The organism is Anabaena azotica FACHB-119 (assembly GCF_014697625.1).
Taxonomy (GTDB): Bacteria; Cyanobacteriota; Cyanobacteriia; order Cyanobacteriales; family Nostocaceae; genus Trichormus; species Trichormus azoticus_A.
Window position 1 is genome coordinate 88,849 of sequence record NZ_JACJSG010000002.1, and the last position, 14,421, is coordinate 103,269.

General features: G+C 40.2%; 13 protein-coding genes. 6 read left to right on the top strand and 7 right to left on the bottom strand.

The features are described from left to right. Positions 1–124 precede the first annotated feature (124 nt). The 5 genes from H6G83_RS01695 (at position 125) to H6G83_RS01715 (ending at position 7,164) form a co-directional block, all read left to right on the top strand. The gene (locus tag H6G83_RS01695) at positions 125–826 is read left to right on the top strand and encodes a Uma2 family endonuclease (protein ID WP_190466010.1); all 702 of its coding nucleotides are present in this window, start codon (positions 125–127) and stop codon (positions 824–826) included. A 722-nt stretch (positions 827–1,548) separates the two neighbouring features. After that, complete coding sequence (locus tag H6G83_RS01700) at positions 1,549–2,019, top strand: DUF3131 domain-containing protein (RefSeq protein WP_242044384.1); 471 nt, start codon at positions 1,549–1,551, stop codon at positions 2,017–2,019. 150 nt (positions 2,020–2,169) lie between these two features. Beyond that, on the top strand, positions 2,170–2,283 hold the full coding sequence (locus H6G83_RS36335) for a DUF3131 domain-containing protein (protein WP_206758976.1): 114 nt from the start codon (positions 2,170–2,172) through the stop codon (positions 2,281–2,283). Positions 2,284–2,312: 29 nt separating this feature from the next. Further along, positions 2,313–6,965 carry a GAF domain-containing protein gene (locus tag H6G83_RS01710; protein ID WP_190466015.1) on the top strand — a complete coding sequence of 1,551 codons (4,653 nt, stop codon included), beginning with the start codon at positions 2,313–2,315 and terminating at the stop codon, positions 6,963–6,965. A 58-nt stretch (positions 6,966–7,023) separates the two neighbouring features. Continuing rightward, positions 7,024–7,164: a hypothetical protein gene (locus H6G83_RS01715; RefSeq protein WP_190466019.1), complete on the top strand. Its 141-nt coding sequence runs from the start codon at positions 7,024–7,026 to the stop codon at positions 7,162–7,164. Here the strand turns inward: H6G83_RS01715 and H6G83_RS01720 are convergent. Further along, a complete protein-coding gene (locus tag H6G83_RS01720; protein ID WP_190466022.1) occupies positions 7,144–8,427 on the bottom strand; it encodes an aspartate aminotransferase family protein in 1,284 nt (427 codons plus the stop codon). The genes H6G83_RS01715 and H6G83_RS01720 overlap by 21 nt on opposite strands. Before the next feature lie 240 nt (positions 8,428–8,667). Between H6G83_RS01720 and H6G83_RS01725 the strand changes: the two genes are divergently transcribed. Next, entirely contained in the window at positions 8,668–9,732 is a 1,065-nt protein-coding gene (locus H6G83_RS01725) for a potassium channel family protein (protein ID WP_277876270.1), read from the top strand. A 12-nt stretch (positions 9,733–9,744) separates the two neighbouring features. On the opposite strand, the gene H6G83_RS01730 is transcribed toward H6G83_RS01725, so the two are convergent. From H6G83_RS01730 to H6G83_RS01755, 6 genes are all read right to left on the bottom strand, one after another. Beyond that, complete coding sequence (locus H6G83_RS01730) at positions 9,745–10,350, bottom strand: GNAT family N-acetyltransferase (protein ID WP_190466027.1); 606 nt, start codon at positions 10,348–10,350, stop codon at positions 9,745–9,747. Positions 10,351–10,880: 530 nt separating this feature from the next. After that, positions 10,881–11,879 (bottom strand): heme-dependent oxidative N-demethylase family protein, encoded by a 999-nt coding sequence (locus H6G83_RS01735; RefSeq protein WP_190466030.1) that lies wholly within the window; start codon positions 11,877–11,879, stop codon positions 10,881–10,883. A gap of 89 nt (positions 11,880–11,968) precedes the next feature. Continuing rightward, positions 11,969–12,553, bottom strand: coding sequence for a methylmalonic aciduria and homocystinuria type D protein (locus H6G83_RS01740; protein WP_190466034.1), 585 nt, complete (start codon positions 12,551–12,553; stop codon positions 11,969–11,971). A gap of 290 nt (positions 12,554–12,843) precedes the next feature. Further along, positions 12,844–13,050 (bottom strand): glycogen debranching protein, encoded by a 207-nt coding sequence (locus H6G83_RS01745; protein WP_190466037.1) that lies wholly within the window; start codon positions 13,048–13,050, stop codon positions 12,844–12,846. A gap of 136 nt (positions 13,051–13,186) precedes the next feature. Continuing rightward, entirely contained in the window at positions 13,187–13,828 is a 642-nt protein-coding gene (locus H6G83_RS01750; RefSeq protein WP_190466040.1) for a MotA/TolQ/ExbB proton channel family protein, read from the bottom strand. Positions 13,829–14,103: 275 nt separating this feature from the next. Continuing rightward, a complete protein-coding gene (locus tag H6G83_RS01755) occupies positions 14,104–14,385 on the bottom strand; it encodes a hypothetical protein (protein ID WP_190466044.1) in 282 nt (93 codons plus the stop codon). Between the last annotated feature and the right edge of the window lie 36 nt (positions 14,386–14,421).

The window sequence follows — 14,421 nt, forward strand, 5'->3', positions numbered from 1 at the left end:
ATTGGTGGAAGGCCTATTTTGGCGCTTCTTTATCCCCAACCATACGCCTCTTCACTGATAACTGGTAACTGATAACTGATTTAATTCAAAATGTGATTAATGGTGAAATTGCTGTGAGAAAATCATGAAACTTACTGATGCGCCTATTACTCTCGTATCAACCCTTCCACCTTTGGAAAACGGCGATAAACTCACAAGACCTGAATTTGAGCGTCGTTACGATGCTATGCCGCAGGTGAAAAAAGCAGAACTAATTGAGAAAATTGTTTATATGGCATCTCCGTTACGATTTAGAAGTCATGGAAAACCTCATGCTTACGTCATGACTTGGTTAGGTGTATATGAGTCTGCTACACCAGGGGTTGAGTTGGGTGATAACCCAACTGTACGCCTAGATGCAGATAATGAACCTCAACCAGATGCGTTATTGAGGATTTTTGAAGGGGGACAGTCAACTGTCAGCGATGATGACTATATTGAAGGTGCGCCTGAGTTAATTGTGGAAGTTGCGGCGAGTAGTGTATCAATTGATTTGCATGAGAAGTTGAAAGTTTACCGTCGCAATCAAGTACAAGAATATTTAGTATGGCGAGTTTATGACGGTGAATTTGACTGGTTCAAGTTAAGCGAAGGGGAGTATGTGCAGCTTGAACCTAATGCTGATGGCTTGTTTTGTTCTCAGGTATTTCCCGGTTTATGGTTAGATAAATCGGCTTTAATAGAAGGGAATTTAGCTAAGGTTTTAGAGGTTTTACAACAGGGTTTAGCTAGTGCCGAACATCAGAGTTTTGTAGAAAGGTTGTCTGCTTCAGCAAGCGATATATAGGCACAAATCACTCAAAAGTAACTGAGCGATCGCTATTACTCCACATCATTTTATATTAAACAGGACTTACGCAACTGGCACTTGGGGTAGGGTGCGTCAGATGTGGAAAATCCTTGAATGTATAGTAAGACTAAATGTAATACCTAAAAACCTATTAAAATTTACTGGAAATTGATATTCCTTGATAAAAGGATATATCTTATTTGTCATAAATCTTGTTACTGGTGTCTCTGTTGTCTATTGTTTATGGTTATCAGTTAATTTCATGAATTGAGGATTTTTATAAATAGCAAGATGTTCAGCCTTTAGAAGCGATTAAAATATACTAACCCTTAACAGTCTATTTACCGAAATTGTCATAAATATATAGAAAATTTCAACTCAAACTCTCTAATTTGGGTAGAATATCAATTTCTTCCGTATACTCAAATCTTGCACCTTCTCAATAACTACTTGGTGGGCATTGCCCACCCTACGATATAATCAGCTTTTCAGTCTGTTTTTTTGTCAATAAGAAGCTGGTGCAAGATATAAGTATACATACCTTCTTTAAAGAAAGAGTAGAGAAAATTTCCGTGTAATTCACCCTGATGTTCCGAGTTTTTTCGGATATCATGCACTAGCATCATCTGTGCGATCGCGCAAAAGCTCTCTTAACTCTTTCTTTTATGCTATTCAAGCACCATCAACAAAAGTTGCTGAGATGGATTGCATTGTTCCTTATGGGAAAATTTCTGCAATTATTGTTTTACATCCCCACACCAGTTTTATCCCAATCTAGTAGTTGTAGTAATATTACTGCTCCGCTTACGTCTGAAGAACAAACTTACGTGCGTGCGGCTTGGCAGTATTTTGTGAAAAATTATCAGCCAGCAACAGGATTTACCAATGCGACTGGGGGTTATCCTTCGGGTAAGCTTTGGGATATGGGTAATTACTTGATGGCGTTAAATGCGGCGCGATGGTTGAATCTGACTGACCAAGCAGACTTTGATGCTCTTCTCAATAAGTTTTTGACGACTTTAGCTAACTTGAAACTATTTGAGGATGCCTTACCAAATAAAGTTTATAACGCAGTGACCGCACAGATGGTTGATTATGATAACAATCCCACTGAGAAAGGGATTGGTTGGTCTGCTTTAGTAGGACTTACGCATAAAAACGAAAAATCAAGGGTTTGGGCAAGGGTGTAGGGGTATAGCGCAAAGTCTGAGCGGTTCGCGTAGCGTCTCGTAGAGAGGCTTCCTCCGATCAGAACTTTGTAAGAGAGGGGTATAGGGGTGTAAATCTTTAAAACCCTTACACCCTTACACCCTTACCCCCTGTCTCAACAGATAACCTTGGTGCGTAAGTCCTGTTTAGATATCGGTCGGATACTAGCGGCGTTTGATGTGATTCGCACTTGTCACCCGCAATATAATGATTGGCTTAAGGGCATTGTAATTTTTAATTTTTAATGTTTAATTTTTAATTGGAGCGAAGCGACTTGACTGCACCATTACCTAATAACGAAGCACAGAGACTTGAAGCACTTTTAGAATACAAAATACTTGATACTCCATCTGAAGCTGGATTTGATGACCTCACAAGTTTAGCATCGCATATTTGTGGGACACCTATTGCGTTAGTCACTTTGGTTGATCGCCATCGTCAATGGTTTAAATCAAAAATTGGGGTAGATGCAATAGAAACACCAAGAGATATAGCATTTTGCGCTCATGCTATTCTCCAATCTGATATTTTTATCATACCCGATGCTACAGCCGATGAAAGATTTGCAACCAATCCATTTGTTACCTCTGAGCCTAATATTCGTTTTTACGCGGGTGTACCTTTAACTAATTCTGAGGGCTATGCTTTGGGAACACTTTGCGTAGTTGACTACGTACCCAGAAAACTAACTCCTGAACAGGTTGAAGCTTTACAAATTTTAGGTCGTCAAGTTCTTAAACTAATGGAACTACGGCGCAACTTGGCAAATTTAGTATTAGTAAGTAATCGGCGCAAGCAAGTAGAAAAGATGCGTAAGCATTTTTTTCAAAAAGTGGCTGGTGGCTTTGGATTAGCATCACTAATTTTAATATTGATTGGCTTAGTTTCCTACCGCAGCACAACAATTTTAATTAATAGCAGTAATCAAGTTACAAAAACTCAAGAGACAATCAATACTTTAGAAGCCTTACTGTCCCAAATAAAAGATGCTGAGACAGGACAACATGGTTACATCTTGACTGGAAAAGAAAGATATCTTCAACCTTATCAAACAGCGCAGGCAAAGGTAGAAGAAAAAATTGAAAAGCTGAGAAATTTAACAGTTGATGAATCTCAACAAAAAAAGATTGATGTACTCAAACCTCTATTAATAGCTAAACTTGGTGAACTCAAGCGAACTATTGAGTTGCGTCAGCAGAAAGGATTTGATGCAGCATTGCAAATCGTCCTGACACATCAGGGCAAAGATTTGATGGATGATATCCGCCAGGTCATCTATGATATGGAACAAAAGGAAAAGGAAAGACTGCAACAGCAATCAGTAATTGTCCAAGCCAGTGCTAAAAATACAATTTGGCTAATAGCGATCGCTATCTGCTCAAGTGGCTTAATCTTAGCTGTCATTTATCATTTAATTTATCGTGAATTGACTCAGCGAAGAACTGTAGAAGATACGCTTCAAGAAGAACGTAATTTCATTTCCGCCGTGCTAGATACAGTCAGCGCTTTAGTTGTAGTCATTAACCCACAAGGAGAAATTGTTCGCTTCAATCAAGCTTGTGAGCAAATCACTGGTTATTTTTTCGATGAGGTGAGGGGCAGATATTTTTGGAATTTATTTTTACTTCCTGAAGAAGTAGAGCCAGTTAAAGCAAGTTTTGAACAGTTAAGAGCAGGTAAAACTACTCCCATCTCGCACAACTATGAAAACTATTGGCGAACTAAAGATGGTAGCCTACGATTAATTGCTTGGTCAAATACTATTCTTCAAGACCCCGAAGGCTCTGTGGAATATATTATTGCTACAGGTATAGATATTACAGAGCGAAAACGTTCACAAAAGCATCTTACCGCACAATATGCTATTACTCGTGTCTTAGCAGAGTCTACTACCATCATTGAAGCTACACCCCAAATACTCCAAGCCATTTGTGAAAGTTTAGGATGGGATGTGAGTGAAATTTGGATGGTAAATCAGCAAGCAAATATACTCAGTTTGTTTGATTTGTGGCATTGTACATCGTTGGAGATAGACGAGTTTAAAAAACTGAGTCAGGAAATAAAATTTGCGCCTGGAGTTGGGCTACCTGGTCATATTTGGGCTAGTGGTGAACCTGTTTGGCTAGTTGATGTCGTGAGCGATCGCCAATTTTTACGCAACCAGTTTGCTCAAAAAGTAGGACTGCATAGCGCTTTTGGTTTTCCCATTCGCAGTGAAAACAAAATTCTGGGAGTGATTACTTGTTTTAGCCGTCAGATTCAGCATTATGACCAAGATTTAGCCAAAATCATGGACTCGATTGGCGAACAAGTAGGGCAGTTTATTCAGCGCAAACAAGCAACAGAGGAATTGCAACGCCAAAACTTGCGATCGCAATTATTTACAGAAATCACCCTCAAGATTCGCCAGTCTTTGCAAATTGAAGAAATTTTGCAAGTTACTGTCAAAGAGGTGCAAAAAATTCTCCAAACTGACCGAGTGTTAATTTATCAGCTCTCACCAGATGATTCTGGAAGCATTTTGATAGAAGCAGTAGTTGCAGGTTTGCCAGAAATTAAAGCACAAAATATTGCTGATCCTTACTTGCAAGCCGAATATCAACAACAATACTGCTTACAACAGTATCGACAAAAACAAATTAGTGCGATCGCTCAATTAGATTTACTCGGTATTCAACAAAGTCATCTAGAATTATTGCAAAAACTAGGGGTTAAAGCCAATCTAGTCATACCTATTCTTGTCAAAGAAGAACTTCGTGGTTTATTGATTGTTCATCAGTGTATCTCTTTGCGCCAATGGTCAAGTTTTGAAACTCATCTTTTACGGCAAATAGCTGACCAAGTAGGCATTGCCATAGCCCAAGCTCAACTACTAAAAGTAGAAACTCAACAACGACAAGAATTAGAAGCGGCTCGTCGTCAGGCAGAGTTAGCATCTCAAGCTAAAAGTGCTTTTTTGGCTAATATGAGTCATGAAATCCGTACTCCTATGAATGCTGTATTGGGGATGACTGGTTTGATGTTGGAAACTCCTCTTAACCCAGAACAGCAAGATTTTATGGAGACAATTCGGATTAGTGGCGATGCTCTTTTAAGCTTGATTAACGAGATTTTGGATCTATCCAAACTTGAAGCTGGAGAAATGACCCTAGAAACCCTTAATTTTGATTTATCTACTTGTATAGAAGAGGTATTAGATTTATTAGCTCCTCAAGCTCATAAAAAAGGATTAGAAATTGCCGCCTTGATTTATCGTCATGTGCCAACTTACTTACAAGGAGATGCTAATCGTCTAAAACAAATTCTCATGAATTTGATTAGTAATGCTATCAAGTTCACCAGTATTGGTGAAGTGATAATAAGAGCAGAATTGCGGTGGGAAACTACCACTACAGCCAATATTCGCTTTACTATCACAGATACTGGACTGGGCATTAGTCCTGAAGATCAACACAAATTGTTTACCCCATTCACACAAGTGGATGCTTCTACTACTCGCAAGTATGGCGGTACTGGTTTGGGGTTGGCTATATGCAAGCAACTTGTCACCTTGATGGCAGGAGAAATTGGGGTGGAAAGTCAGTTAGGCAAGGGGACTAAATTTTGGTTTGAGATTCCTTTTGCCAAGCAACAAGAGCCTATGCCTAAAATTAATGAGGACGGAATACTCAGTGGTTGCTGTTTGTTAGTTGTTGATGACAATGCCACTAATTGCAAAATTATTTACCATCAAGCTACTCGTTGGGGAATCCAAGTTGATCAAGCAGATAGTGCTGATGCTGCCCTGAAAGCTATGCACACAGCCTATCAGCAAAATAAGCCTTATGATGTTGTTTTGATTGATATGCAGATGCCCCAAACAGATGGCTTAGAATTAGGAGAAAAAATTAAATCTAATGTAACTATTGCCGAAACGCCTTTAGTTATACTTACTTCTTCTAATCAGAGAAATGAAGTGCATCAAGCACTAGAGATAGGATTTGCTGCTTACCTAATCAAACCCATTAAGGCATCACGGTTGTTTGATACTATCATGAATATTTTAACAATTAGAAATGAACTAAAACAAGAAAAATTTAGATTTATGAATCAGAATTTAAAAGCAGGTAAAGAATATGAAAACTCTACTAACGACTCTAATAAAATCAGAATCTTACTAGCTGAGGATAATATAGTAAATCAGAAAGTAGCTTTGAAGCAACTTCAAAATCTTGGCTATCATGCCGATGTAGCCGCTAATGGTCAGGAAGTTTTACAACTATTAGAAATAATTCCTTACGATTTAATTTTGATGGATTGTCAAATGCCAGTCCTCGACGGATGGAAAACTACACAAGAAATTTGTCTTCGACAAGAGAGTTCCTTCGCTAACCATCGTCGTCCTATAATCATTGCGATGACTGCTAATGCTATGAAAGAAGACAAACAAATGTGCCTAGATGTAGGAATGAATGACTATTTAAGTAAGCCTCTCATTAAAGAAAATCTGGCAACAACATTAGATAAGTGGAGTAAATTTATCTTATCAGGAAGAGAAAATATTCCATTAGGAAACACAGGTGATATACCAGAAATAATTGATATGTATAATCTACCAATTGATTGGCATCAATTGCATCAAATTTCCGATAATGATGCTGAGTTTGAAATGCAATTGTTAGGATTGTTTGTGGAAGATGTGGAACCCCGTCTAGAATTTATTGCAGTCGCGATATCTGCTCATGATTTTCAACTACTAACTCAACAATCTCATCATATTAAAGGAGCTAGTGCTAATATTGGAGCCACAACTATATATTTAGCAGCCGACAAACTAGAAAAATTAGCTTACAACCAAGAACATACAGGTACTACTGAATTATTTACAGAAATAAAAACATTGTTTTACCCTATTAAAAGCTTTGTAATAGCAAATCAAAATAGGTAAGTATCTTAAGTAGCTGGTATGCCAAAATATAGTAAAAAAGGTAAATAAAAATTAGGGAATGTATCCAATAATCAGCGCGGAAGTAACAGCAATAATTAGAAGTCAAACGCCGATACACACAGATAATTCATCGGCGTTTATCGGCGTTTATCGGCGGTTATTATTACTAATTCATAACTTACACCGTCAAACTAGCTAAAGCTTTTTCCAAAGCTTGCAAAGCAGTGTTTACTTCCGCCTCTGTCACAATTAACGGCGGTACAAAGCGAATGACCTTTGGCCCGGCGGGAACTAGCAATAAGCCTTCATTGATGGCTGCTTTGACTACATCAGCAGCAGTTAGCTGGATGTCTGCTTGTAATTCCAAACCGTTAATTAAACCCCAACCGCGCACTTCGGTAAAATGATGAGGATATTTAGCAGCGATCGCACTTAATCCATTCCGCAACTGTTCCCCTCTATCTTGCACATTCTGCAAAATATTCTCTCTTTCCAAGGTTTGACACACAGCCAACGCCACCCCACAAGCAAAGGGATTCCCGCCAAAGGTGCTGGCGTGTTCTCCAGGTTGGAACACATCACAAAATTTCTTACTCATCATCGCCCCGATGGGGATACCACCACCCAAACCCTTAGCACTGGTGAAAATATCTGGTTCTACACCCAGATGTTCATAACCCCATAACTTACCACTGCGTCCCATCCCCACTTGCACTTCATCGAAAATCAACAAAATGCCAGTTTCATTGCAAATTTGCCGCAGCTTTTGGAAATATTCCACATCACCTGGACGAACGCCGCCTTCCCCTTGTAGTGGTTCGATCAGAATTGCGGCGACGCGATAATCCCCCTCATCTAACTCGCTAATGGCTGTTTCTATTGCGCCAATATCGTTGTAAGGTACATAATGGAATCCGGGTACTAGGGGGTCAAAATATTTCTGGTATTTTGCTTGCCCAGTAGCCGTGATAGTTGCCAAAGTCCGACCGTGAAAGCTGGCATGAGCTGTTAAGATAATAGGCTTGTCAATCTCTAGAACTGTATGAGCATATTTACGCGCTAGTTTGATCGCTGCTTCGTTGGCTTCCGCGCCAGAGTTACAGAAAAATACGCGATCGGCACAAGAGTGTTCAATAATCCATTGGGCTAATTCACCTTGTTCGGGAATGTAATACAAATTAGAAACATGGTGCAGTTTCTGAATTTGGCGGTTCACCGCTTCCACCATAGCTGGATGGGCGTGTCCTAACGTACAAGTGGCAATCCCCGCTACAAAGTCTAGGTATTCTCTGCCTTGAGTATCCCAGACTCGGCAACCTGCACCCCGTTCTAGGGCGAGGGGAAACCGGGCATAGGTAGACATTACAGATGCGTCAAAGCTATCTGTACTAAAAGGGCTAGATGCAGCAGAACCTGACTCTGGGGAGTTCGTGGCTTGCTCAAGTAGAGTTTGTAGGCTCACTAACGCTCCTTTTGCAAATTAATGATTGTATACTTACTTAACTAGTTTCCTAGAGTTTCTTAAAGATAACTTTTTATTTATTTTGTTTTCTACTATCTCTTGAGCTTAACATTATTAGCACTATCTGGGGGTATAACGGTATGGGGCTTTGAAGTTCTTACACCCTTACACCCCCACACCCTGTCAAAACACAGACTCTTATTGCGTCAGTTGTAATTATATTAGTGATGGAAAATAACTTTGTATTCAACTCTTGAGCAAAAATACCAACGTATCCAAAAAGAGTTAATGGCCGGGGTGATCGCACTCGGTGGTGTTTTCCTCATTGGCACTTTGTGGTACATATTCGTAGAGGGTTGGTCATGGGAAGATGCGGCTTATATGACCGTCATTACCTTAGCTACGGTAGGTTTTGGCGAGACACGCCCTCTTGGTAGTCGAGGACGTTTGTTTACTATTGCCCTAATTTTGTTAGGTCTAGTCAATATCAGTTACATTGTCAACAGGTTTACGGAAGCGGTTATTCAGGGTTACTTTCAACAAGGAATACGCTTAAGGCAACAGAGGCGGTTAATGGCATCCCTATCAGAACACTATATAATCTGCGGATTTAGTCGAACTGGTCGTCAAATTGCGAAGGAATTTCGGGCAGAAGGTGTACCATTTGTCGTCATTGATTCCGAAACAGACTCAGTAGAAAGGGCGCAAAATGAAGGCTACGTCGTCTATCAAGGTGACGCAACTCTTGATGATACCTTGCTTAAGGTGGGCATTGAGCGGGCAATTTGTCTAGTTGCTGCTTTGCCTTCAGATGCCGAGAATTTATACACAGTTTTATCAGCGAAAACACTCAACCCAAAAATTAGAGCGATCGCCAGAGCCAGTACGGAAGAAGCCCTACAAAAATTACAACGCGGCGGTGCTGATGCCGTGATTTCCCCCTATATCACTGGCGGTAAGCGCATGGCGGCTGCTGCTCTCAGACCACAGGTTTTAGACTTTGTAGATGGGATTCTCACAGGTGCAGACCGGCAACTGTACATGGAAGAATTTTTACTTGACCCGGCATTTTGTCCCTTTGTCGGTCAGAGCTTACAAAGAGCGAAATTGCGATCGCAAACTGGAGCCTTAGTTCTCGCCATTCGCCGCCTCGATGGTACTCTCATCGGCGGCCCCACCGGAGATACAATACTAATGCCTGGAGATACCCTCATTTGCATGGGAACAGCCGAACAACTGCAAAACCTCAACCAACTCCTCGGCCCTATTGGTTCTCAGCAGTTGCGTAAACCGAAAAATATTTGAGGAGACTAGGGACTAGCTTTCTGATCTATTCACGAAATTGCGCCACATCCCAGTCATTGAATAAGAACTACTAATTTCAATTGGGCAATATTTCTGAAACCCATGTCGCTCGTAAAATGAAATATTGCGAGGATTGGAAGAAACAAGATAACAATCTACTTGATTTGTATCAGCGTAATCGATCACAGGTTTTATCAAACTCTTGCCTATTCCTTTACCTCGTGCAGATGGTTTCACCCCAATAAAAAATACCTCGCAATGCCTCTGCGTTGGTTCACTTTTACCGACTTTTTCAATTAAACTTTCAAAGCGTTTCCCTGATTCTTTCCCAGCTAATTCTGAGAGGATATTAATAATTTTGCTGACTATCTCTTCAAATTGCTCATTAAAAATTTCGACTTCTGCCGGATACCAAATACAAGCACCTTGTTCATCTGGTGCTATGACGATTTTACCTCGCTGCATTGCATCAGCGACAAACATCTCAAAGAAAGCATTTAAAACACCGACTCTATGGTGATTATCGCCGAAAACAAAAGAGAAACTAGGGTCATCAATAAAAGATTCCGCTAAAATATTGGCGACTTGCTGAATTTGTGTGGAAGAATTTGGCTGCATAATTAACTGAGTTTTTATTTAAGAGATAAATTTGACTTGATACTAAAATTTAAACATACTCGAATCTGGCAAGACTTTCCAAAAATGACTGTATTTTGTCAATATACTTATGCAACTATTTTGCAGCATGATTAGGACTTACGCATAAAAACGAAAAATCAAGGGTTTGGGCAAGGGTATAGGGGTATAGCGCAAAGTCTGAGCGCCGGTTTCCGGCGATCAGAACTTTGTAAGAGAGGGGTATAGGGGTGTAAATCTTTAAAACCCTTACACCCTTACACCCTTACCCCCCTACACCCTGTCTCAACAGATAACCTTGGTGCGTAAGTCCTGATGATGTAACTTTTGTCTCGCACCCCTTTCTTAGCCTATCTACCAGGTGATAGAAATATGTGGAAATTGCCCACCATCGGCTTAATGAAAAAATGCCAGATATAGCAGTAGCCACATAGGTTAGGACATTGATGAATCACAAAATCTTTATATTCAGCAGGTTTTGAACCTGTCCCCTGTCCCCTGTCACCTGTCCCCTACCTCAGCCACTGCAAAATACTGTCCCGACTCTCTACCAAACCTTTGTAAATAAGTGATTCTGCTGTCATAGATTCAATAGCCGCATACAGCTTAGAGCGTAAAACTAAGTTTTGCTTAATAACGCTACAATCACGGAAATAAGTGCGAATTGTGAATATTGCCGTGTTATACTCTGGTAATCCCCAAATAACTTGGCGTTCAATTCGTAGATAAAGTTTAGGAGATTTTAAATCAAATTTTCTACCTTGCCACTGACTTGCTGATACATGAGGTGGTGGTTCAGGATGATGGTTAAGGCGAGTATCCTTACTCAAACCCCAAGCAAAGCGTACTGTTGGCTCTCTAGCAATCATTGTATTGACGATCGCCTCAGATCGACGATTAATTCTTTCCATCCCAGCGACAGGTGCATGAATTGCAGCAAAATCTCTGCCAATTTTTTCCTCGGCTGACCAATGGTTGGGATAACATAGATGCACTGCACTTAGCCAGTTGCTACCATCAGCGTGACGACAAATTACCGTTAAGTCTTCTTGTATCTGTGCGGCTAAAGCGTCAAGGGTTGAGATATAACTGGGGAATACAGGATTATCTTCAGCCGAAACCCTTTCTAACTCCCAGTCTGAATTAAGGTAGAGAGTTTCTTGAGTCAAATGACTGTGGAATTTGCAGGTGTTAGCCGTTTGTTGAAACTCAAAATTTTGTGGGTGTTCGTGAATGAGACGCTGAATAATTAAACGAGCGATCGCACCTGCTACAGCCTGACTATAATTACAAGTCTGGTAATATTTACTCAACCTTTCCCCACGGGCTAAAAGTTTAGCTTGTCTGTAATTATGAAAATTATCATCAATCTGAAATATCTGCTTATCTGCTTGACCATTACCTAAATCACAGCCAAAAGGTAGCATCCCTGGTTTAACTTCATACCTCCCATTCATCAGAGGAAAGTAAACAGCAGCACCATCAAAGATGTCGATTGTTTGAGCTTCCATTGGTTAGAGGTAACAGGTTACAGGTTACAGGTTACAGGTTAGGAAATAGATTTGATTATCAGTTTATCAATTTACTTGCTTACTAGTCTTTAGCCCTGACTACTGACCACTGAACCTTCTGTAACTTCTTGCCACCCGTGCATAGATGCTATGTTTTTAATCTCCCACTCTACAATCATAGGGGGTGCGGCACAGATAAAAATACTGGGATAAACAGCCGTTCCCCAAGTGGGATGAACTAGCACACAACACTTATTTTTTAAGACTGGGTAATTAAGTAAAGCTTTGACAACTGCTGTATCGTTATGGGGAATTTCCCCAGGACGAGAAAGCAGAGGGTAGCCAGTGCGGGGATCTATCAGGTCTGCTAAGTAACCGCGATCGCGTAAATTAAAAGCTAAATCGCAACCAAACCGCATAAACTTTTCTCGTAAATGTTCCTTTTCTCGCTCAATTTCCGCCGTAGTGATTACCAAAGGATATTGTGATTGTTGTAAAACAATCACCACCCAAAATAAAGGTTCTTCTTGCCAGTCTGGTAATATCCGTTCGCAGTTGGCACAGATATACTGACTGGGTGAATGAATAGAAATTTGAACCGCTTGTCCCTTTTTGCCAACCAAATTAATGGGACGGCTTTGTTCCGCAGTATAGATTCTGGGATAGTTCACCACATTTATTCGGTGTTCGCAAGTTTTTAATTTATTCTTTAGAATTGATGATAACTCTTAATACTTCCAAAAACTTATAAAATTTCCCTAAAAAGCAATAAATTATTAATTTTTAAACTATTTTTTATCGTTCATTAACCTCATCTCACATTAACTCTAGATGTGGCGAACACTGCCCACCCTGTAAAGATTTAGTTCGTAGTCAGGACTTTAGTCCTTCTTTTAGGACTAAAGTCCTGACTACGAACCTTGAATCATTTACACTCTTCCATTTAATGGCTATACACTACCAACTAGTCGAGTTTCAAAGCATTAACTGGTACTTGCTCCCAAGAATCGACTATTCGTAAGCGTGCAACCCAACCAGATGCTTTTTGATTCTCAGTCAAGTTCTTCTGAAAAGACTCATGACAATCCTGAGCTTGGGATTCGTTACAACTGGCAATACAGGCATGAATCATTCCCGATGGATCAATCTGCTCATTTACCCAGATATTCATAAACTAACCTTACAAAAACGATTTAATTTTTGAAAAACTAATAGAATTAAAAATTTTACAGCAAACATCCAGGTTAACATTAGTAATTAGTAACAATAAGACACAATTACTAATCAAGAATGCTCTGTGTGGGCATTCAACCCTGCTTACCTTTGCGCTCATAACGACGGCGGTACAGTAATTCCAACTGTCCCCCATACTCCTGAATCCAGGCAATTTGACGCTGGTATAATCCTCGGAAACTATTAGCAAAAAACAGAGTAAAAATAGCCACAATCAAACCAGTTGCAGTAGACACCAAAGCTTCGCTAATACCAGCAGTTACACCAGCAGTCTTAGTACCTCCCACATCACCAAGATTGAGAGAAGCAAAGGAATTAATTAAACCCAAAACAGTACCTAACAAACCTAATAACGGTGACAGACCGATTATTGTGTCGAAAATATTTTGGAAGCGTTTGAGTACAGGAATTTCCGCTTGAGCTTCACTTTCTAAAGCTAATCGAAATTCCTCTGGCGTTGGCTCCTCTAATTCTAAAGCGGCTAGAAAGATGCGAGCGATGGGTAAATCTGCATTATTTCGTAATAGTTCTACAGAGCTAACTACATCATCTAAACGATAAAGCTTGATAACTCCCTGCGCTACACGGTTTTGCTTCCCCGTAACTCTCAACCAGAAAATCACACGCTCTATAATTAGAGCCACTGCTAATAAAGAAAACGCCAGCAGTGGCCACATAACCACACCACCGGCTGTAAATAGATTAGTAATAGTCATTGGTCATTGGTCATTGGTCATTGGTCATTAGTCATTAGTCCATAGTCCATAGTCCATAGTCAACAGTGAAAGTATAGGGAAAAAGGGTTAGTTAACGGAAATTAGGGACTTCCAGATCAAAAATATTCAAAATGTAGGGTGTGTCAGTTTGACAAACCTTTGCTACACCAAAAAAATATTTACCCTGACGCACCCTACTAACTGGGGGGGTTAGGTTTGAAGTTAGCTTTTCCACATGACGTGGTAATAAATTATTCCCCTTTCCCCCTCTTCCTCTAACTATGCTGCAAAAACTCTACTTTAGGTACTAAAGGATCTGTAACAACAGCGACACCTGTAAAACCCCAGCGTTTCAGCAAGCCTCCCAACTGTGTACCCGGAAGAGATTCGACAGTGAAGCGATTTGCTAAATCTGCTGCATGGGTGTTGAGATAGCTTAAAGCATCAAAATGTTCTCTAAACAACAGCAAATAACCTGATGTGTCCTCACTAGGACGAGCAGTTAAATAACGACCATCAGCTTTTGAGCGTATCAGGTAATGAACTTCGGAGAGCATGGAAGTGGGGAGTGGGGAGTGACTTTCAAGGGCAGG

Coding starts and splice junctions, on each gene's coding strand:
- H6G83_RS01695 (WP_190466010.1), top strand. CDS start 125: ATGAAACTTACTGATGCGCCTATTACTCTCGTATCAACCCTTCCACCT.
- H6G83_RS01700 (WP_242044384.1), top strand. CDS start 1,549: ATGGGAAAATTTCTGCAATTATTGTTTTACATCCCCACACCAGTTTTA.
- H6G83_RS01715 (WP_190466019.1), top strand. CDS start 7,024: ATGTATCCAATAATCAGCGCGGAAGTAACAGCAATAATTAGAAGTCAA.
- H6G83_RS01730 (WP_190466027.1), bottom strand. CDS start 10,350: ATGCAGCCAAATTCTTCCACACAAATTCAGCAAGTCGCCAATATTTTA.
- H6G83_RS01735 (WP_190466030.1), bottom strand. CDS start 11,879: ATGGAAGCTCAAACAATCGACATCTTTGATGGTGCTGCTGTTTACTTT.
- H6G83_RS01745 (WP_190466037.1), bottom strand. CDS start 13,050: ATGAATATCTGGGTAAATGAGCAGATTGATCCATCGGGAATGATTCAT.
- H6G83_RS01750 (WP_190466040.1), bottom strand. CDS start 13,828: ATGACTATTACTAATCTATTTACAGCCGGTGGTGTGGTTATGTGGCCA.
- H6G83_RS01755 (WP_190466044.1), bottom strand. CDS start 14,385: ATGCTCTCCGAAGTTCATTACCTGATACGCTCAAAAGCTGATGGTCGT.